Below are 20,203 nucleotides of genomic sequence, written 5' to 3' on the forward strand. Positions count from 1 at the left end.
ATGCGGGAGGGGGTTGGGGGTGGGTTCCCGCAAGGCCGCGGTATTTTTATAGCGTTCGGCAGAGCCGCGGGCGCGCAATGCGCGCCCCTACATTCCCACCGTGGATTTGGTTGCAGGCCGCAGGGCGTCGAGGACGTCGCCTTGTACATCACGATGCGGGGCGGCGAATATATGGGGGTAAGCGTTCGGGGGCGCCAGCCCCCGAACAGTTTTCCCCCTCCCGCATAATAAAATCTTGGACAATATGCGCCTTGAGATGCGGGAGGGGGTTGGGGGTGGGTTCCCGCAAGGCTGCGGTATTTTTACAGCGTTCGGCAGAGCCGCAGGCGGGCTCCCGCAAGGCCGCGGTACTTTTACAGCGTTCGGCAGAGCCGCGAGCGCGCCAAAGGGCAATAAAAAAGGGAAAGAGCGACAAGCTCTTTCCCTATATTTAATGCACATACGGTCTTAATGCACCATACGGTCTGCTTTCTCAGCGGCAGCGATTTCAGCAGGCTCCGGTTCCTCTGCCAAAACCACATTGGGTGACGGTTCCTCCTGTACGGGACGAGGTTTGAGCTGCGAGATGACAAGCCCCGCGAGAATCAGCAGCGAACCGACCACCGAAACCGCGGTGAGCTGCTCGTGCAGGATGATCACCGACGAGATTACCGCCACCACCGGCACCACATAGATGTATACGTTGGTGGTGAGCGTGCCCAGCACCGAAAGCACCCAGTTCCAGGTTACAAAGCAGAGCGCCGACGCACCCAATCCGAGGTAGAGCAGGTTAAACAGGTTTTCGGGCACAATCAGCTGCTGCGGCTGGATGTCAAAGCCCATGAAGGGCAGCACCGGCAGCATAAACAGGATGCCGTAGAAGAAGATGCGCCGCGTGCAGGCGATATTGTTGAGTGCGAGGTCGGAGATCTTGCGCATGAGAATGGAGTAAAACGCCCACGCCAGCGCGGCCAGCACCGCCAGCAGGTCGCCCAGGGGGTTGAGCTTGAGCACAAACTGCCCGTTGAAGCTTACCAGCACGATACCGGCGATGGCGATGACAAACCCCACGAAGAACCGCAGGTGCAGGCGCTCCCCTTTCAAAAAGACGGGTATGAGCAAAGCGGTGAGCAGCGGCGAAACAGCCACCAGCACCCCGACGTTGGAGGCGGTGGAGAATTCGAGCGCGATGTTCTCTAAGAGGAAATAGAGGGTGACGCCGCTCAGGCCCGCGCCCATAAACAACAGCTCGTCCTTCAATCGCTTTGTTTTTACAAAATGCGGGTGGATGGCAAACAGCGCGACATACCCGAGCGCAAAGCGAAGAAAAAAAAGCTCCTGCGGGGAGAAGGTTTTTAACAGCACCTTGGTGGAGATAAAGGTGGTGCCCCATAGAATAATTGTGAATAAGGCCGTAAGATGCCCCGCGGCCTGGCGGCGGTTGTTGGTCATATAGCCTCCTTGAAGGTAAACAACAAAAAACGTACATACTGTCTTGGGGGCAGACTTAGCCTTTTTGACTGTAAGAAGCAACGGCTTGGCAAGCCTGTACATAAAAGAAGGTTAACGTATCCGGGTTAAACTATATAGGTAAAATACGATATATACGATTATATCATTAATTCGCTTTATCTGCACGGTGTGGTTATGCCTAATATTTATCACCAACGCGCTTCTTTTTGTTTATAATTCCGAATGCAGGGAACTGACGTCCGCGGTATTCTTACAGCGTTTAGCAGAGCCGCGGGTGGTTAATAAGCGCCCCTACATTCCCATCGCGGATTTGGTTGCAGGCCGCGGGGTGTTAGGGACGCCGCCTTCTACATCCCGACACAGGATTGTTGCCTACAATCTGAAATCTGATATTACCGCGGGCGAACACAGTTCGCCCCTACGGCCTTCCTATAGTGTATTTGTAGGGGCGGCCATCGGCCGTCCGCGGTATTCAACCGGCCGTCGGTAAGACCGCGGACGCGCAATGCGCGCCCCTACATCCCCACCGCGGATTTAGTTGCAGGCCGCGGGGCGTTAGGGACGCCGCCCCCTACATCCCGACGCGGGGCGGCGAATATAGGGGGGTAAGCGTTCGGGGGCGCCAGCCCCCGAACAGTTTTCCCCCTCCCGCATAATAAAATCTTGAACAATATGCGCCTTGAAATGCGGGAGGGGGTTGGGGGTGGGCTCCAGCAAGGCCGCGGTATAATTACAGCGTTTAGCAGAGCCGCGGACGCGCAATGCGCGCCCCTACATTCTCAACATAGATTTGGTTGCAGGCCGCGGGGCGTTAGGGACGCCGCCCCCCTACATCCCGACATAGGATTGTTGCCTGCAATCTGAAATCTGATATTACCGCGGGCGAACACAGTTCGCCCCTACGGCCTTCCGATAGTGTATTTGTAGGGGCGGCCATCGGCCGTCCGCGGTATTCAACCGGCCGTCGGTAAGACCGCGGATTTAGTTGCAGGCCGCGGGGTGTTAGGGACGCCGCCCCCTACATCACGATGCGGGGCGGCGAATATAGGGGGGTAGCCGTTCGGGGGCGAAGCCCCCGAACAGTTTTCCCCCTCCCGCATAATAAAATCTTGGATAATATGCGCCTTGAAATGCGGGAGGGGGTTGGGGGTGGGCTCCCGCAAGGCCGCGGTATTATTACAGCGTTTAGCAGAGCCGCGGACGGTTAATAAGCGCCCCTACATTCCCACCGTGGATTTGGTTGCAGGCCGCGGGGCGTTAGGGACGCCGCCCCCTACATCACGATACGGGCGGCGAATATAGGGGGGTAAGCGTTCGGGGGCGCCAGCCCCCGAACAGTTTTCCCCCTCCCGCATAATAAAATCTTGGACAATATGCGCCTAGAAATGCGGGAGGGGGTTGGGGGTGGGCTCTCGCAAGGCCACGGTATTTTTACAGCGTTCGGCAGAGCCGCGGACGCGCAATGCGCGCCCCTACATTCTCAACATAGATTTGGTTGCAGGCCGCGGGGCGTTAGGGACGCCGCCTTCTACATCACGACGCGGGGCAGCTGCTCCTGCAATAACAAACCGCGGAAAGGGTTTCCCTTCCGCGGTAATGAATGCTTGTAAAACCTATACCCTTTCGGCGGCGGCCTTCATCTTCTGCTTGCGCTTGTACATAAAGGTGTCGGCGCGGTTAAGGGTTTCGAATAAATCCTTATCAAGATCCGGCTCGTAGTAGGCGTACCCGTAGGCGATGGTAACATCGGCATCGTTCGTGCAGTTGTAGGAGGAAAGCGACTGATGCATGGCGGATACGCAGTCGAGCAGGCTCTGCACCGAACAGTCCTTGAGCACGGCGACGAATTCATCCCCGCCGATGCGGTAGCAGCTGCCCCACTGCTCAAACCCCTTGCGGATGGCGGCTGCCGCCGCAACAAGGTTTTGGTCGCCGATCTTATGGCCGTAATGGTCGTTGGTGCTCTTGAGGTTGTTCATGTCAAACTCCACCAGCATGATGGTGCCGGTAAGGGGCTGCAGCGCCAGCTTTTCCATATCCTTATTAAAGGCGGTGCGGTTTTTAAGGCCGGTGAGGATGTCAAGGTAGGCCATGCGCCGGTAGATGCGCGCCTCGGAGCTGAGCTCGGCAATAAAGAAGTACTTTTCGATGGTATCGGCGGAAAGGATGATAACAAAGGCGAGGAAGCCGAAGCGGAAGAACAGTGCCGAATCCCCCATCTTAAACACATAATAACGGACAAAATCAACGGCAATGAAGGCCGACATTATAAGAAAGCCGACGATAAACCGCCGCCCGGAATTCTTTTTGCGCAGGTTACTGTCGGAAATTACCGCAACCATCATCGCGACCATCGAGAAAATGACTACGATATGGGTGAAGGTTATCGTCTCGGCAAAGTCTTTAATACCCCACAGCTGAAGCAGCAGCAAGGTGAGAAAGTTTATAATGGTAAGCCCCGCCGAAGCGTCCAGCAGCCAGGTGAGCTTGGGGCCGTAGGTTTCCTTAACAAACAGCACCATCGGCAGGGGCGACAGCATCAGCGGGATGAAGGCCAGCAGGTAGATGAGCAGCACATTATTAAACAGAAACTGCAGCATCTGGGTTTCGGCAACCGACCACAGTGAGATGACCACTGCGAACAGGCCGAGGTAGAGCATGCTGGCGTTGCCCGCAATCTTTTTGCGGAACAGGATATAGAACAGCGAAAGCACCAGCCCGAATAAAAAGATGCTTGCGCATAATATAATAGCGGAGCCGCTCTGGCGCAAAACAGCAAATACACAGGCGGTTTTGGTGCCGATTGAGATGCCGCGCAGGTTTACCGCATGCAGCGGGTAGGGCGAGCTGAACTGAATGGTGATGGTTTTGCCCGCCATCTCGGGCTTCAGCCGTATGAAGTGCCACGCGGTGCCGGGGGTTTTAAGGTTGGGCAGCTTGTTATCCAGCCCGAAGCGGTAGATCTCGGTGCCGTCTATCGAAACGTCCACCGTTTGATGAGTAGTGCGTAGGGCAATGGTCATGCTGGCATCAATATTATCCGGCAGCGTCTTGGAGATGGTGACAATCTCGCCCGGCTTGGCATTGGTTTGCGTGGGCAGATTTTTAAGGTATACCCGCCCGTCCGCCCGGTGCACCAGCCATTGTTCGCCGAAGTTGCTGACACTTTCGTTGCCGATCATTACATTATCCGTATGTATAAATATGGCGGAGAAGACAATAAACAAAAGCGAAAGAATAGCCAGAGCCGCATAAACTATTATAATCTTGCTGCTTTTCACAACCTGCCGCCTCCAACCGGTATAGAAGAATGAATATATGGATAAGAGCACTATAAGAGGCCTCGTTTACAATAGGCATGAATAATATTATACAATATATTTTTACAATTAACAACCAAAAATGGCTGAACATCTTTATATTTAGTAATTTTTTAGCGGGATTGGTTAAGACAGCTTTAAGGATCAGCTTTTTGACAGGATCTTTTCTTTGGTTTGCTTTTTAATACAGGAAAAGCCGTTTCCGGCTTTGCGAAAACGGCTTAGAAGAGGATTGTTCGTCTGCTCACTTGGTGTTAGCGTAAGGGTAAACGGCTTTTTGCCCTCATTCTATTTTTAATGCAGCGGGTTGTTTTCCGTCAACATCCGTAAAGCCGTACTGCTGCGCGACCTCTGCCGTAAGTAATACCCTTCCGCTCCGCTCGATTGCGCTGTCATCCGATGCAAGCGCCGCGACACACAACCCCACAAACTGCGGGGTTTCCATCTCGTTAACCTTTATGGAGGCATTGTATTTTGCTATCTCTCGCATACCCTCTGTGGCTACGCTGCCGGGATAGAGTGAGAAAACCTTCACACCATACTCTTTCAGTTCGTGCGCTGTATCGGCAGACATTTTATCTACCGCGGCCTTAATGATTCCGTGAACAGGGTTGATAAAATACTGCCGTGCACAGTAAAAGGATATATTTGCGATAAGGCCGCTTCTCTGCCCGGCCATAAGGGCGGCGGCATACTGGCTGCAAAGATAGCCCGAGCGCAACCCTACGGTGTAGAAATCATCCAGTAAGGAGATGGGCTGCTTCCAAAACGGGGTACCCCAGAAGTATTCGTTCATCACATGGTTTGCACCGGCCCACGCATTATTCACCAGGATATCCAGCCTGCCCTGCTCGCGTTGTACCCGTTCAAACAAGGCCTTTATATCCTCGTCACGGCTAAAATCGCAGCGGTGGGCAATACCTGTGCCGCCCAGCCGGTTTGCTTCTTCCGCGGTTTTGTGAATGGTCGTGCCTTTTTGGAATTCGGGCAAGCCCTCATCATTTTCGGTTCTGCCGGTAATATAGACGGTGGCCCCGCAACTCGCCAGCCCCAGCGCTGCCCCTTTCCCGATTCCTCTGCTCGCGCCGGTTACAACGGCGACCTTTCCCGCAAGACTTTTCATTTTATTCCTCCGCATAATATAAAAGGTTGGTATGATATGACCTTTAGCAGTCACATCTATACTAACCTTTTTTACCTGCAGCCACATGACTATTCTTGCTTATTTGGGCTGTTTAACGGGAACCAGGATGCTGATGTTCTGCATATCCTGACGGTCATAGATGGTGAGCATGCCGATTGAGTTAGGGCAGGGCTCGATCTCTTTGACAGACATCCATTTGTAAAAATCGTCATTAAAGGTTTTCAGCATATCCAGCATTTCTCCGCGGTAGGAAAAACAGACATACCACCCGGCGGGAATGTTCCGGATTTTTAAATGGGGGGCCCTACTGCCGTGCGCCGGTTCGCCCCCGTAAAATACGGAATATCTTCCGCTGTCATCTCCGTAACAGTTGATGACGGTGTAAAAGTAATCCTCTTTCAGGCAGCCGGCATACTGGCTGCTGGTTAAAAAGCCTTCTCCGGCGGATTGGAGCTTATCGTAAAAATCGTCGGCATTCTCGTCAACCTCTATGCAGATGCCGCAGAGATTCTGCTCGTGAAGATAGGTATAGGTTTCCTTTAGTGCCAACACGCCCTGAAAGTTCATGATATCCCGATCGACAATAAAGGCTTTTGGCATAGGAGCTGTTTCGTTCTGCCCGTTTCGGTAAGCGGCCGGGGATACGCCGAACCATTTTTTGAAATCACGGCTAAACACCTCGGGGTACTCAAAGCCCAGCTCAAGCGCAACCTCTGTAATGCTGCTTTGGGTGCATTTAATCTTCTCGGCCGCCAGCGCAAGCTTCCGGCCAAGAATATACTGCTTTACGCTTGTTCCCGTAATCGTTTTGAACAGTCTGCCAAAATGATACTCAGACAGATAGAATTGCCGGGCTACGCTTTGCAGCGTTAGGGGTTCGGATAGGTTTTGCTCTATATGCTCGACGACAGTATTGATGGTGTGCACATATAAATTCATTCAAACCCTCTTTTCGTCTGCAGCTGCTGCGTTTGCTCTTAATTATACAGCAACTGCCCGCCCGATGTCTATTTGACTTTGCCGTATGCAATTACAAAACAGCATTTTCAAACCCCGGCTAGACATAATAATATCGTTGCGGTGTTTTACAGATAGCAAGGATAAGCAAAACAGTGCCGGCGGGCGCGTTTAAATGGTTTTAATATCCCCTTCTTTTCGGGCTTGCCGCAAGCGTTTTTATAATTATGTAGTCATTAATGTATGAACTGTAAAAAAAATATGAACTCCCTTGACAGGTAGCAGTTTCGGATGTACTATAATAATCGTTAGCACTCGTTGTAATAGAGTGCTAAAAGTTGAAGAGAGGTGAAAGGAAGTGGAGTTAGACCAAAGAAAGCAAAAGGTGCTGGCGGCTATTGTGGAAAGCTACATCGCCACGGGTGAGCCGGTAGGTTCCAAAACGCTTGCCGAATGCTTCGGAATGTCGGTTTCCTCCGCTACCCTGCGCAACGAGATGGCGGCGCTTTCAGAGATGGGTTATCTTGAACAGCCCCATACCTCCGCCGGGCGTGTGCCCTCTCACCTGGGCTTTCGCTTTTACATCGATAAGCTGATGAATAAAAAGCCGCTTACCGAAGACGAGAAACAGAGCATCGACACCCTGTTTAGGGATGCCGAGCCCAACCCCAGCGCTATTCTGGAGGAGGCCGGGCAGATTCTGGCCGAAAAGACCAACTGTGCCGCCATCTCCACCACCCCTATTTCTCAGGGCGGCGTTACCGCACGAATCGAGCTGGTGGTTACCGGCCGCAGGCTGTACCTTTTGTTGTTCATTACCTCGGCGGGCGTGATAAAAAACAAGCTCGTCCGCATGGAGTTTGAGGTAACCCCCGAGCAGGTGGCGCGGTTTGTGTACCTGATTAACGAGCGGTTAAACAAGGTTCCGATAGAGGAGATTACCCCCGCGTTTATTCAAACCCTTGCCGCAAATTCCGGCGAGTTCGCGCTCAGCTTTTCCCCCGTTTTGTTTGCCATCTACGAGCTGGCCAAGGAGGTTACCACCGGCCAGATTATTGTGGAAGGGCAGAACAACCTGCTGTTGCATCAGGAGCTGCTTTCGGCGGCAAGCGGGCTGCTGGGCTTTCTCTCCCGCGAGGAGGAGCTGCTGCCGCTGCTTTCCTCGGGCAACAGCTCTTTGAGCGTGTTGCTGGGCAGCGAGCTTAAAAAGAATGAGCTTTCGGATATCGGCATGATACTAACCCGCTACAACATCGGCGAGAACATCAGCGGCACCATCGGCGTGATTGGCCCCGCGCGCATCGACTACGCAAAGATTATCCCCTATATCGAATATCTGGCGCTATCCATGGGCAGGCTGCTCACCGATGCCTTTGACGAAAACAAATAAGCCCCAAAGCGACATACAAAACGTACTGTTAAGGAGGACCCCTGATGGCAGAAAAGGAAGAAAAGCAAGGCGCTGCCCCAAAGCCCGAGGAGGAGGCGGCGAAAGCGCAGGAAAATGATCAGAAGGGCAAGAAGGAGAAAGGCAAGGAACACGGCAAGGAGCAAGAGGCGCTGAAGAAGGAGCTTGCGGAGAAGACCGAGGCCGCCGAAAAGGCACAGAAGGCCGTTGCCGAGCTTAACGATAGATATCTGCGGCTGATGGCGGAGTATGACAACTTTAGAAAGCGCACCCAGCGCGAGAAGGAGGCCATCTTCCCCGAGGCCACCAAAACCGCCGTGGAGGCGTTTGTGCCGGTGCTTGACAACCTGGAGCGCGCACTGAGCATGGAAACCGCCGACGAGGAGTATAAAAAGGGTGTAATGATGATCTGCACCGCCATGCTCGATGCCTTTAAAAAGCTGGGCGTGGAGGAGATTGCGGCCAAGGATCAGCCGTTTGACCCCGCTTTACACAACGCGGTGATGCACATTGAGGATGAGGCCTTGCCCGAAAACACGGTGTGCGAGGTGTTCGCCAAGGGCTACAAGCTCGGCGACCTTGTGATCCGCCACGCGATGGTGAAGGTGGCGAACTAACCTTTGCAATAAACGGTTATACCGTTTTTATATATATTAAAACGGCGCCGTGATACCCACCCCCAAAACCGCGCCTCTTTGGCACGTTACAGGGGGCGGTGTACCAACGCCACGCGGTATAAAGCACCGTAGGGAACGGTCTTGACCGTTTAGCTGATATAAACCTTAAGGCAACAACACCGTAGATACCCACCCCCTGCCCCCTCCCGCGCAGTAGACACCTATGGTATTTAAAATTCCCGCGCGGGAGGGGGAAAGGATGCGAGGGGGCTTCGCCCCCCTCGCCCGTCCCCAAGGCCGCGCGCGTTGCGCGGCGGTGGTTCTACCGAAATCGCATATATATCCGCGGACGGCCATTGGCCGCCCCTACACCGAACCCCATTGGCGGTTAGAGATACCACACGGGGCGTCGGGGACGCCGCCCCCTACATCCCGCCGCAGGGCGGCGAATATACGGGGGTACCCGTTCGGGGGTGAAGCCCCCGAACATTCCTCCCCCTCCCGCATTACGCAATCTTGGGCAATATACACCCCCAGATGCGGGAGGGGGTTGGGGGTGGGCCAAAACAGTACCCCATGCAAAACCTTATGACGGGGCGTTGGGGACGCCGCCCCCTACATCCCCTATTCCCTGCAATGAAAACGAATTAAAACAGCACCCCAAACAGCTTTCCCTAATAAAAATGAAGATAGAATATTTATTTACTGGAGGTATAGATTATGAGCAAGACCATCGGCATTGACTTAGGAACCACCAACTCATGCGTAGCGGTAATGGAGGGCGGCGAGCCCGTTGTTATAGCAAACGCGGAGGGTGCCCGCACAACCCCTTCGGTTGTGGCATTCTCTAAAACCGGCGAAAGAATGGTAGGCCAGGTGGCAAAGCGCCAGGCTATTACCAACCCCGAGCGTACCATCAGCTCGATTAAGCGTAAGATGGGCACCAGCGAAAAGGTAACCATCGACGGCAAGGGCCACACCCCGCAGGAGATCTCGGCCATGATTCTGCAGAAGCTGAAGGCCGATGCGGAAGCTTACTTAGGCGAAACCGTAAGCGAGGCGGTTATCACCGTTCCCGCCTACTTCACCGACGCACAGCGTCAGGCCACCAAGGACGCGGGCAAGATCGCGGGCCTTGAGGTAAAGCGTATCATCAACGAGCCTACCGCCGCGGCGCTGGCTTACGGCATAGATAAAGAGAACGATCAGAAGGTAATGGTTTACGACCTTGGCGGCGGCACCTTCGACGTTTCCATCATCGAGATGGGCGACGGCGTGCAGGAGGTTCTGGCTACCGCCGGTAACAACCACCTTGGCGGCGACGACTTTGACGAGCGCATAATCAAGTATTTAGCTTCCGAGTTCAAGCGCGAGAGCGGCATTGACCTGACCAATGACAAGATGGCGATGCAGCGCTTAAAGGAGGCCGCCGAGAAGGCGAAGATTGAGCTTTCGGGCGTTACCACCTCCTCCATCAACCTGCCGTTTATTACCGCCGACGCCACCGGCCCCAAGCACCTGGATGTAACCCTTACCCGCGCAAAGTTCAACGAGCTGACCGCCGACCTCGTAGAGGCCACCGTTGGCCCCGTACAGCAGGCGCTTAAGGATTCCGGCTTATCGGCTTCGCAGCTTGACAAGGTACTGATGGTGGGCGGCTCCAGCCGTATTCCCGCCGTGCAGGATACCGTAAAGCGCTTAACCGGCAAGGAGCCGTTTAAGGGCATTAACCCCGACGAGTGCGTTGCCGTGGGTGCTGCCATTCAGGCGGGCGTTTTGGGCGGCGAGGTAAAGGGCCTGCTGCTGCTGGACGTTACCCCGCTTTCGCTGGGCCTTGAGACCCTGGGCGGCGTGTTCACCAAGATTATCGAGCGCAACACCACCATCCCCACCAAGAAGTCGCAGGTATTCTCTACCGCCGCAGACGGCCAGACCTCGGTTGAGGTTCACGTGCTGCAGGGCGAGCGTGAGTTTGCCAAGGATAATAAAACCCTCGGTATGTTCCGCTTAGACGGTATTCCCCCGGCACCCAGAGGCGTTCCCCAGATTGAGGTTACCTTTGACATCGACGCCAACGGCATTGTGCATGTTTCGGCCAAGGATTTAGGCACCGGCAAGGAGCAGCACATTACCATCACCTCCTCTACCAACATGAGCAAGGACGATATCGACAAGGCCGTGAAGGAGGCCGAGCGGTTCGCCGCCGAGGACAAGAAGCAGCGCGAGAAGCTGGATATCCGCAACGGCGCCGACCAGATGGTTTACCAGTCTGAAAAGACCATCACCGACCTTGGCGACAAGCTGGACGCTGCCGACAAGAGCGAGCTGCAGGCGAAGATTGATGCCCTTAAGGAAGCCTTAAAGGGTGAAGACATCGAAGCCATCAAGGCAAAGCAGGAGGACCTGCAGAAGAAGTTCTACGAGGTTTCGGCGAAGGTATATCAGGCTACGCAGCCTCAGGGCGGCCCCGATATGGGCGCAAACCCCGGTGCAGGCACCACCCCAGACGGCGAGCCGGTTGTGGATGCCGAATACCGCGAGGTTAAGGACGACGAGAAGAAATAATGTTCTGATATAGGGGTAAACTGTGTTCACCCGCAGCCCATAGAAATTCTGCCCAGACCGTTTGCGAATTTACCACAGGCTGCGGTTATAGCGCGGGGCGTCGAGGACGCCGCCCCCCTACACGTTGTAGGAGCGGACCGCGCGAGGTTCTCCAAATACGGGGGGTACCCGTGCGGGGGCGAAGCCCCCGCACATCCCTCCTTCTCCCGCATTATGTAGTCTAGGGTAATATGCGCCCCCAAGATGCGGGAGGGGGTTGGGGGTGGGTTTCTACAGGCATGAGGCAAAGATACCCGCATAATGCCGCCTAGTTAGTAGGTTAAATAAAAAGATTGTCATTTCAGCGCGGTTTGTATACAATGATATTGCAGAAAGGGCGGGTGCCATCCCGCCCTTCCCTGTGATTTTAGGTAAAAGCATGAACATAGCGGAACGCGGCTGTTGGCTTGTGCCGACGGGCTGCCTTCCAAGGGAAAGGATCGATCACCTTGCCTGATAAACGAGATTATTATGAGGTATTAGGGGTAAGCAAGGGCTGTACCGACGATGAGCTGAAAAAAGCCTACCGCGCCCTTGCCAAGAAGTATCACCCCGACTTAAACCCAAACAATAAAGAGGCCGAGGCCAGGTTTAAAGAGGTAAACGAGGCCTATGAGGTATTAAGCGACGCAACCAAGCGCAAGAAGTATGACCAGTTCGGCCATGCGGGCGTAGACCCGAGCTACGGCGCGGGGGCATCCTACGGCGGTGCTGCGGGCTTTGATTTCGGCGACCTCGGCGACATCTTTGACAGCTTTTTCGGCGGCGTGGGCGGCTTTACCGGCTCCTCCCGCGGCCGCAACCCCAACGCCCCCCAGCGCGGCGGTGATATCCGCTCGGGCATCTCGATTTCGTTTATGGAGGCCGCCAAGGGCTGCCGCAAGGAGATTGAGATTTCGCGCTACGAGCAGTGCTCCGACTGCTCGGGCACCGGCGCCGAGAAGGGCAGCACCCCCGACACCTGCCCCGAGTGTAACGGTACCGGTCAGGTGCGTGTATCGCAGCGCACCATGTTCGGCGTGGTGCAGAGCACCAAGGTGTGCACCCGCTGCGGCGGACGCGGCAAGATTATCAACAACCCCTGCAAGGGCTGCGGCGGCGCGGGCCGCGTGAGAAGAAGCCGCAAGCTGGAGATTGCCATCCCCGCCGGTATTGACGACGGGCAGGTGTTCGCCATCCGCGGGCAGGGGGATACCGGTTTAAACGGCGGCCCCTCCGGCGACGTGAACGTGACCGTATCGGTGCGGCCCGACCCGCTGTTTGAGCGCGACGGCTACAACGTGTGGTGCGACATTCCCATCACCTTTACGCAGGCGGCGCTGGGCTCGAAGATTATTGTGCCCACCATCGACGGCAAGGTGGAGTATGACGTTCCCGCCGGCACGCAGTCGGGCACCGTGTTCCGTTTGCGCAACAAGGGCATTACCGCCATTAACGCCCGCAGCCGCGGCGACCAGTATGTGCGCGTGAGTGTGGAGGTGCCCAAGAACCTTAACGGCAAGCAGAAGGAAGCGCTTAAGAGCTTTGAGAGTATGCTGGGCGACGAGCAGAACTACGAAAAGCGCAAGAGCTTTTTTGACAAGCTGAAGGATTGGGTAAACGAGTAGAAGCGGAATAACACAAGCATAACGGCAGCTTATGAACCGGCAAGGGTTCGCAGGCTGCCGTTTTTTTATTTAAGCTGCTGTGTTTGGGCTGTTCAAAAAAGCTTTGAAATCTATCCACAGAAGGTTTACATAAAATAATCATAATCCTCATAGTTGTTTGTTATTATAATAGTGCAGGGAAAAGACGATCATCCCTTCCAAAACATACAGAATGAGCGAAAAATAGAGCAGCCCCATTTTGGCTGAAAGGAGTACGCCATGAATCACCTGCCTTATTCCGATAACAGTAACATCTACTACCCTATTCCGCCCGCCGAGCAGTTGACAGAGAATCTTGGCGAGTATGGGCTTGCAGCCAAGCGATTTTTGCAGAAGTACCGCCCCGCCCTGTATGACGAGTGGAGTAAGGCGGGCAGCCTAAGCGGCTACCTGCTGCAGCTGGACGCACGCTATCAAACACTGCGGGTGAAGACCATAAAAAGGCTGGAGCAGAACGAGGATGCGCTGGAGAGCACCCGCTTTCTGGCAACCTCTCAGCGCGGCTACGCCATACAGGCACAGGCCGAGGATTTTGTTTGCATGATGCTTGCACAGGAGCTTGAGGAGCTTATACAATAGCTCAGCGAAAATCAAAGCGGCACCCCAACGAAAAACCACCGGACTTCCGGTGGTTTTTCGTTTTAGGGAAAAGTTATTACGGGCAAAGCGATAATTAAAGCAAATAACCGCTATTCACAAACATTTTTTAACGCAGCTTCATACTATGTAATATCCGTATACCTATAAATACTTATCACTTATATAAACCCTGCTGAAAAATCTTTGCAAAACCCGATAAAATCAAGCTTAATCGGTTTGTAGGGGTTTTGTAATTGTGATAAGTATAACATGATTAAGAGGTTATGAATATGAACATGCATCCAAACGGTTTCTTCGGCCCTTCGATGCACGGAAGGCCGAACAATGCTAACTGCGGCGGAAATTCAGGGCATGTACATCCGGCGGAGAATCAGGAGATCCGGCGCCGTCCGCCGCCGCCCCCACCCTGCCCGCCTGTTCCGCCATGTCCTCCACCACCGCCACCACCGCCTCCTCCTCCACCCTGCCCGCCATGCCCTCCCCCATCCTGCTTTAACCCGGTATGCTTTATAACGGGCCCAACCGGCCCGACCGGCCCGCAGGGTTCCCCGGGTGTAACAGGCCCGACCGGCCCAACAGGCCCCAGCCTGCCCGGCCCCACCGGCCCAACCGGCCCGCAAGGTTCCCCGGGTGTAACAGGCCCAACAGGCCCGACCGGCCCGAGTTTACCCGGCCCCGCCGGCCCCACAGGCCCAACAGGCCCCGGCGGCCCGACAGGCCCGACCGGCCCCATGGGGCTAAGCGTTGTAGGCCCCACAGGCCCGATAGGCCCGACCGGCCCCACCGGCCCGATGGGTATGGGCGACACCGGCCCGACAGGCCCCACCGGCCCGATGGGCTTAAGCATTCAAGGCCCGACCGGCCCCACCGGTCCGACAGGCCCCACCGGAACGGGTGATACCGGCCCGACAGGCCCCCTTGGCCCGACAGGCCCAACCGGCCCGATTGGTCTTAGCATCCAGGGCCCGACCGGCCCCACCGGCCCCCTTGGCCCAACAGGCCCAACAGGCCCGGGTATTACCGGCCCGACCGGCCCGACAGGCCCCATCGGTTTAAGCGTAGTAGGCCCCACCGGCCCGACGGGCGATACCGGCCCGACAGGCCCGCTTGGCCCCACAGGCCCCATTGGCCCGACAGGCCCCGGAACGGGCGATACCGGCCCGACAGGCCCCACCGGCCCAAGTATTACCGGCCCGACAGGCCCGACCGGCCCGGGTATCACCGGCCCGACAGGCCCCACCGGCCCGGCAGGAAGCTCGGTAGCGGCAAACAGTATGTCGGCGCAGAACACCGCAAACGTAACGATTCCGATTTCCCCCACGGGCGTAAGTATTCCGCTGCCCAACAACCAGAACCTTGACTCGTTTACGGTAGACGGAACCAACACCATCTTTACCGTACCGGCGACAGGCAGCTATCTTATCACCTACCAGATTACCACCGTAAGTGCGGAAAATGTTACCACCAGCGTGCTTCTAAACGGCGTAACAACCATTCCCGCTTCGGTAATCAACCAGAGCGTGAGTTCCGACAGCCTGCAAACCAGCTTTATTACGGCGCTGACAGCGGGTGACACCCTGCGGCTGCGGGTAGCCGGCACTATTGCACAGATAATTCTTCCGGGCGGCGCCTCAACCTTTATGACGGTGATACGGCTGACCTGACAGCTTCCCCTGACATTCTATCCCACGATAACAGAAAACGGCGGCAGGCACCTTTTTAAGGGTGTCTGCCGCTTAGCTTTATGAAAAACAGGAAGGCAACGGATGCGGATAACACCTTGAAATTCAGCTACTGCTTCTCCCACCCGCACGGAATCTTTACGCCTGTTTGCTTGGCTACGGCTTCGATGAGGGAAATCTCCTCGCCGCTGAGCGTGATGTTTAAGGCGGCTGCGGCCTCGGTGACATGATGTGTTTTGGTAACGCCGATGAGCGGCACCGTGCCTTTGTATATCGCCCATGCAAGAACAATTTGAGCGACGGTGGCCTGATGCGCCTCGGCCACTTGCCAAAGCGTGCCGAGCAAGCCTTCGATTTTGCTTAGCACCTCGGGCGGATAGGCGTTGCCCCTGCGGGTTTTCTTCGGAAAGGGGTTGGCGGCGCTGTACCGCCCCGTTAAGGCGCCCTGCTCGTAGATCATATAGGCAAAGAAGGGTATGCCCTGCTCGCGGCACCAGTTGAGGATGCCGCTATCCTCGGAATTACGGTAGAGCAGGCTGTAATGGTTCTGCACCGCAGAAACCCGAAAGCCCGCTGCCCGAAGGATTGCGTCAGCCTGCCTTACCTGCGCAAGGCTGTGGTTGGAAACGCCGAGGTGCTTAATCTTACCGCTTTGCAGCAGCGGGATGGCGCATTTTGTCCACTTTTCCACGTTGTCGGGGTTGTGTATCCAGTAGATATCGGCGTAATCGGCATTCAGCCGCAGCAGGCTTTTGTTGAGCGACCGGTACATCGCGTTTTTGCCCTGCAAAAAAAGAGGGGTAAACTTGGTGGACAGGATAGTGCCGCTGCTGCCTCTTATAAAATGCCCCAGAATGGTTTCGGAGGCGCCGAACCCGTATACGGCGGCGGTATCCCACAGGGTGAGGTCGTGCTTCATTGCCTCGTTGAATACGGGCTTTAGGTCGGACTCCTCATAGTGGTTGCCGAATACCGCGTTGCCGCCGTTGATACCCGTTCCCCACGACCATGTTCCGAGCGCAATGGGCGGAAGGGTGAGATTGCCCAGCTGAATGGTTTTCATTGTATGTCATCTCCAGTTTTGTTTAGTTTTCTTCCTTAATGGTTCTGCGGATGCGGCTGAGGGATACGGGGGTGATGCCTAAGTACGAGGCGATGTGCGCCTGATTCACCCGTTCCTCCAGCTTGGGGTATAGGTGCTGAAAATCGATATACCGCTCGGTGGCGCTCTTTAGCAGAAAGCTGCTCTCGCGCTCGATCTTATATTGCAGGCTGCTTTCCAAAGCGCGTATATAGGCGTTCATGCAGGCCTTATCCTGATGCACAAGCGCATTGACGGCATCGGCGGGAAAACCGAGCAGCACGCACTCCTCCAACGCCTCAAAGCAGCAGTTGAGCGGCTTGCCCAGCAGAACCTCGGAGCAGCAGAAGGTGTGTTCTGCCAGAAAAAACCGCGTGACGTCGTTGCCGTTCAGGTCGATATAGTAGCTTCGCAGCAGCCCCGAGGCGATGAAGTAAAGCTCTTTCGGGGTGTCGCCGATATGTACCGGAATGTCGCCCCTTTTAAGCTCGTGAACCTTCATCATCTGCAACAGCGGCGCGTAGGTTTCACGCGGGACTTCGGGGGCATAGTGCGCAAGGGTGGCGGTTAACAGCGTAATATAATCGTCCATATGATACCTCTGGTGAGTAATAACGGGTGTGTGTTTTTCTTCTATTATAGCGCGTTTGGGGGTGGTGTCATTAACAAATGTTAAAAATGCCTTTAGTTGGGTGGGTATAAAAACCCCCCACCGATATCCCGGCGGGGGGTTGTGCTACTTCTTATTGTTCGCCTTTTCAACAAGCCTGTTGATCCGGTTGAAGAAGGCCTCGCTAGAGATGCTGTTGGGGCGGTTGTAACGGCCGAGCAGGTAGAGGCTTTCGGGGCCGGAGATGCGGTTTACCTTTTCGTAGCAGGTAAGGGTGACGGTAAAGCCCATGGAGTGCAGAACCTCTTCGCTTAACTTGCTGTAAAAACCGTAGGGGTAGGTGAACGCCGCGGGTTTGGTGCCGGTAGCCTTTTCCCACAACGACTGCGCCTTGCCTACATCGTTATAAATGGCGGTGCGGTACTGCGCCGGGTCTTCACCGGGGTTGCTGAGCACGCCGCGGCGGGTGCAGCTGCAGCTGTGCAGGCCGTAGGTGTGGTTGCCAAACTCGACCAACCCTGACTGCTCCATCTCCTGCGCCTGACTAAAGGTGATATACGCGCCCTTGGGGTGTGCTGCGTCCGAGGCCGCCTCCACCCACTTAGCGACGGGCGAGAGCACAACGGGCACGTTATACTCCTTGATGATGGGGTACACCAGACGGTAGAAGTTGATATCCCCGTCGTCAAAGGTGAGCAGAATCGGCTTTTCGGGCAGCTTGCAACGCCCGTTTGCGTATTCGGTGAGCTGCTTTATATAAACCGGTGTGAACCCGAGCGCCGAGAGGGCTTCAAGGTCGGATTCCAGCTTCTCGGGGCCCACCACATAGTCGTTCCAGCAGCGGTAGTCCTGCGAAAGCTGATGGTACATGATAATCGGCAAGGCAACACTATCGGGCTTTGCGGGGGTTGCAAGCGCCTTTTCGGGCTGCGCGTATACCGGCTGCACGCATGCTGGCTGAATGATGAGTATGAGCAGAAAAGAGAGCATTGTTTTTAGTAACCGCTTATGCAAGAGAGATTCCTCCCGATATGCAATAGTTTTAAGGACAAATGGATGCCTCGTGGCTCAGAGGGCTAGGAAGAGAAGACAGGGAACAGAGAAAAACGGTGTCGGGGATCATCGCCTACACATTCACACAAAACGACGTAGGGAACGACCCTTGTGTCGTTCCGAGCCCAAACGTTTCCACCCTGTAGGGGCGCGCATTGGGCGCCCGCGGTTTATCGAAATCGCAGATATTCCACGGGCGATTGATAATCGCCCCTACAAGAGAACCATACCCGCAGCCCCCTGCAGGGGACTGTATGAAGACCGCGGACGGCCAGTGGCCGCCCCTGCAAAGAAACGGGGTGATTGAAACCCCTGCAAGCAGCTTGCTTACAGGGGTTGAATAGAAAAATCATTATAACAAGCTTACGGATAGTATCCCCCGAAAAAATAAAGACTATTTACCGAACAGAATAATGGCAGCATTTTTAGAAATAACCAAAAACACATATTTTAAACAAAGAAAAGCGCGATTATACCGCCCGGCAGCCTTGCTATACCGGTTTTAGAGGGTTTGCGCGGTGACAGAAGCTTACCCCGTTTTCCTCCCGCAAGCAGGATCGGATGGTCTGCGCCCTCCGAGCGGGAGGGGGATATAAAAAAACAAAAAAAGAAGCTGCCCCGCAATAAAGCTGAGCAGCGCTTTTCATCCTAAACCTGTGTTTAGGAAAAAAAGGAAGGATGGTTATGAAAAAAGTTTAGAAGTAAACAATATCAGGCGGATTACAGGTTGATTTCACGGTAATCCTCTTTTTCAAGCAAAAACTTTACGGTGTCGTTTAAATAGGTGCGTTCGGGCAGGCTGATGAGCACCGTGGCGTCATGGTTTACGGGAAACGGCGCACCGTGCCACGCACCGGCGCGGAAGATAACCATGGTGCCCTTGGGGATGATGAATGCCTCGAGCTTATCCACCTGCGGCTCGCCGCCGTTTGCGGGGCCCGCGTGGATGACGATATCGTCGTCGAGCGGCATCATCAGCTCGCAGGCGTAGGTGTGGTACTCCACATCCTGCACGAGCATAGGGCGTTTGCCTATTTTAAGTGAACCGAAGGCCGTGGGGGCGGTGCTGGCGTTCGGCATCAGAACCATATCGCGGTGAAAGGTAACGGGGTAGCCGCCAAGACCGTAGGCATCACCCGGGTTTTGGATATCGGCAATAAAGCCGTAGGGCGCAAAGCTTTGCGCGGTAACAGGGGCTGCTTTGAGTGTTTTCATCTACTTACCCTGCCTTTGTTTGGTTTTAGGGTTCAGTTTCGGATTGTAGGGAACGGTCTTGACCGTTCCGTGTAACAAGAAATTGTCGAAAATCAGCGGGCGTCTGCCAAAGGATATTTGCAGGGGAGGCTATTAACCTTACGAGGGTATATCTGCGGTTATGTTTAGTCCCGCGGGCGCTTGGTAAGCGCCCCTGCGAATTCGCTGCAGATTTAATTATAAACTGCGGCGCGTCGAGGACGCCGCCCCCTACATCCCTCCGTGGGGTGAGGGGTAACACGCGGGTTGGCCCCTACGGTGTTCCAATGGGATTGCAGGGGCGGCCATCGGCCGTCTGCGGTATTTAATCAGCCTTGGGTGAAGCCGCGGGCGCTTAGTAAGCGCCCCTACAAATCTATCAGGGGTTCTCTACCTCTACCTTATCCACTTCCACAAAGGGGGCTAAAGTGGAAACGAGCTTGCACACGGTATTGGAGGTGTTGCGCAGGTAGTGTACCTCTTTGGGCTCTACATGGATGAACTGCCCGGGGGTGAGGGTGTGGGTAACACCGTCTACCGTAACCTCGATGGTGCCTTCGATTACATAGAAATTCTCTTCCATGATGTTGTGATAATGTGCTTTGAAATCGGTGTTCGGCGGGAACTGTACCATTGCGTAGTTCATACGCGGGCCTCTCATTAAGTACTTGGGGCCGCTGTCGCCGAAACGGTATTGCAGGTCTTTTTCATCAACGATAAACATAATCAAAGTTCCAATCCGCCACTGCGGCATGGCATATTAAAAGATATTGTAACCATATCCACCGCAGGATGA

The 20,203-nt window shown here is 55.0% G+C and carries 17 protein-coding genes; 7 read left to right on the forward strand and 10 right to left on the reverse strand.

Annotated elements, in window-relative coordinates; genetic code table 11:
- Window positions 1-275: 275 nt before the first annotated feature.
- Window positions 276-434 (forward strand): hypothetical protein, encoded by a 159-nt coding sequence (locus BLR50_RS14520; protein WP_162840429.1) that lies wholly within the window; start codon window positions 276-278, stop codon window positions 432-434.
- 13 nt (window positions 435-447) lie between these two features.
- Here the strand turns inward: BLR50_RS14520 and BLR50_RS12215 are convergent, their stop codons facing one another.
- The 4 genes from BLR50_RS12215 to BLR50_RS12230 all read right to left on the reverse strand — a co-directional run bounded on the left by BLR50_RS12215 (window position 448) and on the right by BLR50_RS12230 (window position 6,855).
- A complete protein-coding gene (locus tag BLR50_RS12215; protein WP_092642739.1) occupies window positions 448-1,431 on the reverse strand; it encodes a DMT family transporter in 984 nt (327 codons plus the stop codon).
- Window positions 1,432-3,065: 1,634 nt separating this feature from the next.
- Complete coding sequence (locus tag BLR50_RS12220) at window positions 3,066-4,733, reverse strand: sensor domain-containing diguanylate cyclase (RefSeq protein WP_092642742.1); 1,668 nt, start codon at window positions 4,731-4,733, stop codon at window positions 3,066-3,068.
- A 322-nt stretch (window positions 4,734-5,055) separates the two neighbouring features.
- Window positions 5,056-5,895, reverse strand: coding sequence for an SDR family NAD(P)-dependent oxidoreductase (locus BLR50_RS12225; RefSeq protein ID WP_162840430.1), 840 nt, complete (start codon window positions 5,893-5,895; stop codon window positions 5,056-5,058).
- A 99-nt stretch (window positions 5,896-5,994) separates the two neighbouring features.
- Window positions 5,995-6,855: an AraC family transcriptional regulator gene (locus tag BLR50_RS12230; RefSeq protein WP_092642748.1), complete on the reverse strand. Its 861-nt coding sequence runs from the start codon at window positions 6,853-6,855 to the stop codon at window positions 5,995-5,997.
- A 376-nt stretch (window positions 6,856-7,231) separates the two neighbouring features.
- Here BLR50_RS12230 and hrcA point away from each other — a divergent pair, with 376 nt between their 5' ends.
- From hrcA to BLR50_RS12255, 5 genes are all read left to right on the forward strand, one after another.
- Window positions 7,232-8,263, forward strand: a complete 1,032-nt coding sequence (hrcA, locus tag BLR50_RS12235) for a heat-inducible transcriptional repressor HrcA (RefSeq protein WP_092642751.1) — start codon at window positions 7,232-7,234, stop codon at window positions 8,261-8,263.
- A gap of 44 nt (window positions 8,264-8,307) precedes the next feature.
- A complete protein-coding gene (gene grpE, locus BLR50_RS12240; protein ID WP_092642754.1) occupies window positions 8,308-8,898 on the forward strand; it encodes a nucleotide exchange factor GrpE in 591 nt (196 codons plus the stop codon).
- A 720-nt stretch (window positions 8,899-9,618) separates the two neighbouring features.
- Window positions 9,619-11,463: a molecular chaperone DnaK gene (dnaK, locus tag BLR50_RS12245; RefSeq protein ID WP_092642757.1), complete on the forward strand. Its 1,845-nt coding sequence runs from the start codon at window positions 9,619-9,621 to the stop codon at window positions 11,461-11,463.
- A 488-nt stretch (window positions 11,464-11,951) separates the two neighbouring features.
- The gene (gene dnaJ, locus BLR50_RS12250) at window positions 11,952-13,109 is read left to right on the forward strand and encodes a molecular chaperone DnaJ (RefSeq protein WP_092642760.1); all 1,158 of its coding nucleotides are present in this window, start codon (window positions 11,952-11,954) and stop codon (window positions 13,107-13,109) included.
- Window positions 13,110-13,367: 258 nt separating this feature from the next.
- Entirely contained in the window at window positions 13,368-13,727 is a 360-nt protein-coding gene (locus tag BLR50_RS12255) for a TnpV protein (RefSeq protein ID WP_092642763.1), read from the forward strand.
- A 348-nt stretch (window positions 13,728-14,075) separates the two neighbouring features.
- Here BLR50_RS12255 and BLR50_RS14605 read toward each other — a convergent pair whose 3' ends face one another.
- A complete protein-coding gene (locus BLR50_RS14605) occupies window positions 14,076-14,222 on the reverse strand; it encodes a hypothetical protein (RefSeq protein ID WP_205408704.1) in 147 nt (48 codons plus the stop codon).
- Between the two features lie 257 nt (window positions 14,223-14,479).
- Between BLR50_RS14605 and BLR50_RS14790 the strand changes: the two genes are divergently transcribed.
- Window positions 14,480-15,412 carry a BclA C-terminal domain-containing protein gene (locus BLR50_RS14790; protein WP_205408705.1) on the forward strand — a complete coding sequence of 311 codons (933 nt, stop codon included), beginning with the start codon at window positions 14,480-14,482 and terminating at the stop codon, window positions 15,410-15,412.
- Between the two features lie 127 nt (window positions 15,413-15,539).
- Here BLR50_RS14790 and BLR50_RS12270 read toward each other — a convergent pair whose 3' ends face one another.
- From BLR50_RS12270 to BLR50_RS12290, 5 genes are all read right to left on the reverse strand, one after another.
- On the reverse strand, window positions 15,540-16,493 hold the full coding sequence (locus BLR50_RS12270) for an aldo/keto reductase (RefSeq protein WP_092642769.1): 954 nt from the start codon (window positions 16,491-16,493) through the stop codon (window positions 15,540-15,542).
- A 22-nt stretch (window positions 16,494-16,515) separates the two neighbouring features.
- Window positions 16,516-17,103 (reverse strand): Crp/Fnr family transcriptional regulator, encoded by a 588-nt coding sequence (locus tag BLR50_RS12275; RefSeq protein ID WP_092642772.1) that lies wholly within the window; start codon window positions 17,101-17,103, stop codon window positions 16,516-16,518.
- Window positions 17,104-17,247: 144 nt separating this feature from the next.
- Window positions 17,248-18,135 (reverse strand): polysaccharide deacetylase family protein, encoded by an 888-nt coding sequence (locus BLR50_RS12280; protein ID WP_143008114.1) that lies wholly within the window; start codon window positions 18,133-18,135, stop codon window positions 17,248-17,250.
- Window positions 18,136-18,894: 759 nt separating this feature from the next.
- The gene (locus tag BLR50_RS12285; RefSeq protein ID WP_092642778.1) at window positions 18,895-19,389 is read right to left on the reverse strand and encodes an ureidoglycolate lyase; all 495 of its coding nucleotides are present in this window, start codon (window positions 19,387-19,389) and stop codon (window positions 18,895-18,897) included.
- Between the two features lie 397 nt (window positions 19,390-19,786).
- Window positions 19,787-20,131 carry a cupin domain-containing protein gene (locus tag BLR50_RS12290; protein WP_092642799.1) on the reverse strand — a complete coding sequence of 115 codons (345 nt, stop codon included), beginning with the start codon at window positions 20,129-20,131 and terminating at the stop codon, window positions 19,787-19,789.
- Window positions 20,132-20,203 lie beyond the last annotated feature (72 nt).

This window comes from Acetanaerobacterium elongatum (genome assembly GCF_900103835.1).
Lineage (GTDB): Bacteria > Bacillota > Clostridia > Oscillospirales > Ruminococcaceae > Acetanaerobacterium > Acetanaerobacterium elongatum.

Coding starts and splice junctions, on each gene's coding strand:
- BLR50_RS12275 (WP_092642772.1), bottom strand. CDS start 17,103: ATGGACGATTATATTACGCTGTTAACCGCCACCCTTGCGCACTATGCC.
- BLR50_RS12285 (WP_092642778.1), bottom strand. CDS start 19,389: ATGAAAACACTCAAAGCAGCCCCTGTTACCGCGCAAAGCTTTGCGCCC.
- BLR50_RS12215 (WP_092642739.1), bottom strand. CDS start 1,431: ATGACCAACAACCGCCGCCAGGCCGCGGGGCATCTTACGGCCTTATTC.
- BLR50_RS12290 (WP_092642799.1), bottom strand. CDS start 20,131: ATGTTTATCGTTGATGAAAAAGACCTGCAATACCGTTTCGGCGACAGC.
- BLR50_RS12230 (WP_092642748.1), bottom strand. CDS start 6,855: ATGAATTTATATGTGCACACCATCAATACTGTCGTCGAGCATATAGAG.
- BLR50_RS14605 (WP_205408704.1), bottom strand. CDS start 14,222: ATGGCGGGCAGGGTGGAGGAGGAGGCGGTGGTGGCGGTGGTGGAGGAC.
- grpE (WP_092642754.1), top strand. CDS start 8,308: ATGGCAGAAAAGGAAGAAAAGCAAGGCGCTGCCCCAAAGCCCGAGGAG.
- BLR50_RS14790 (WP_205408705.1), top strand. CDS start 14,480: ATGGGGCTAAGCGTTGTAGGCCCCACAGGCCCGATAGGCCCGACCGGC.
- BLR50_RS12270 (WP_092642769.1), bottom strand. CDS start 16,493: ATGAAAACCATTCAGCTGGGCAATCTCACCCTTCCGCCCATTGCGCTC.
- BLR50_RS12255 (WP_092642763.1), top strand. CDS start 13,368: ATGAATCACCTGCCTTATTCCGATAACAGTAACATCTACTACCCTATT.
- dnaK (WP_092642757.1), top strand. CDS start 9,619: ATGAGCAAGACCATCGGCATTGACTTAGGAACCACCAACTCATGCGTA.
- BLR50_RS12225 (WP_162840430.1), bottom strand. CDS start 5,895: ATGAAAAGTCTTGCGGGAAAGGTCGCCGTTGTAACCGGCGCGAGCAGA.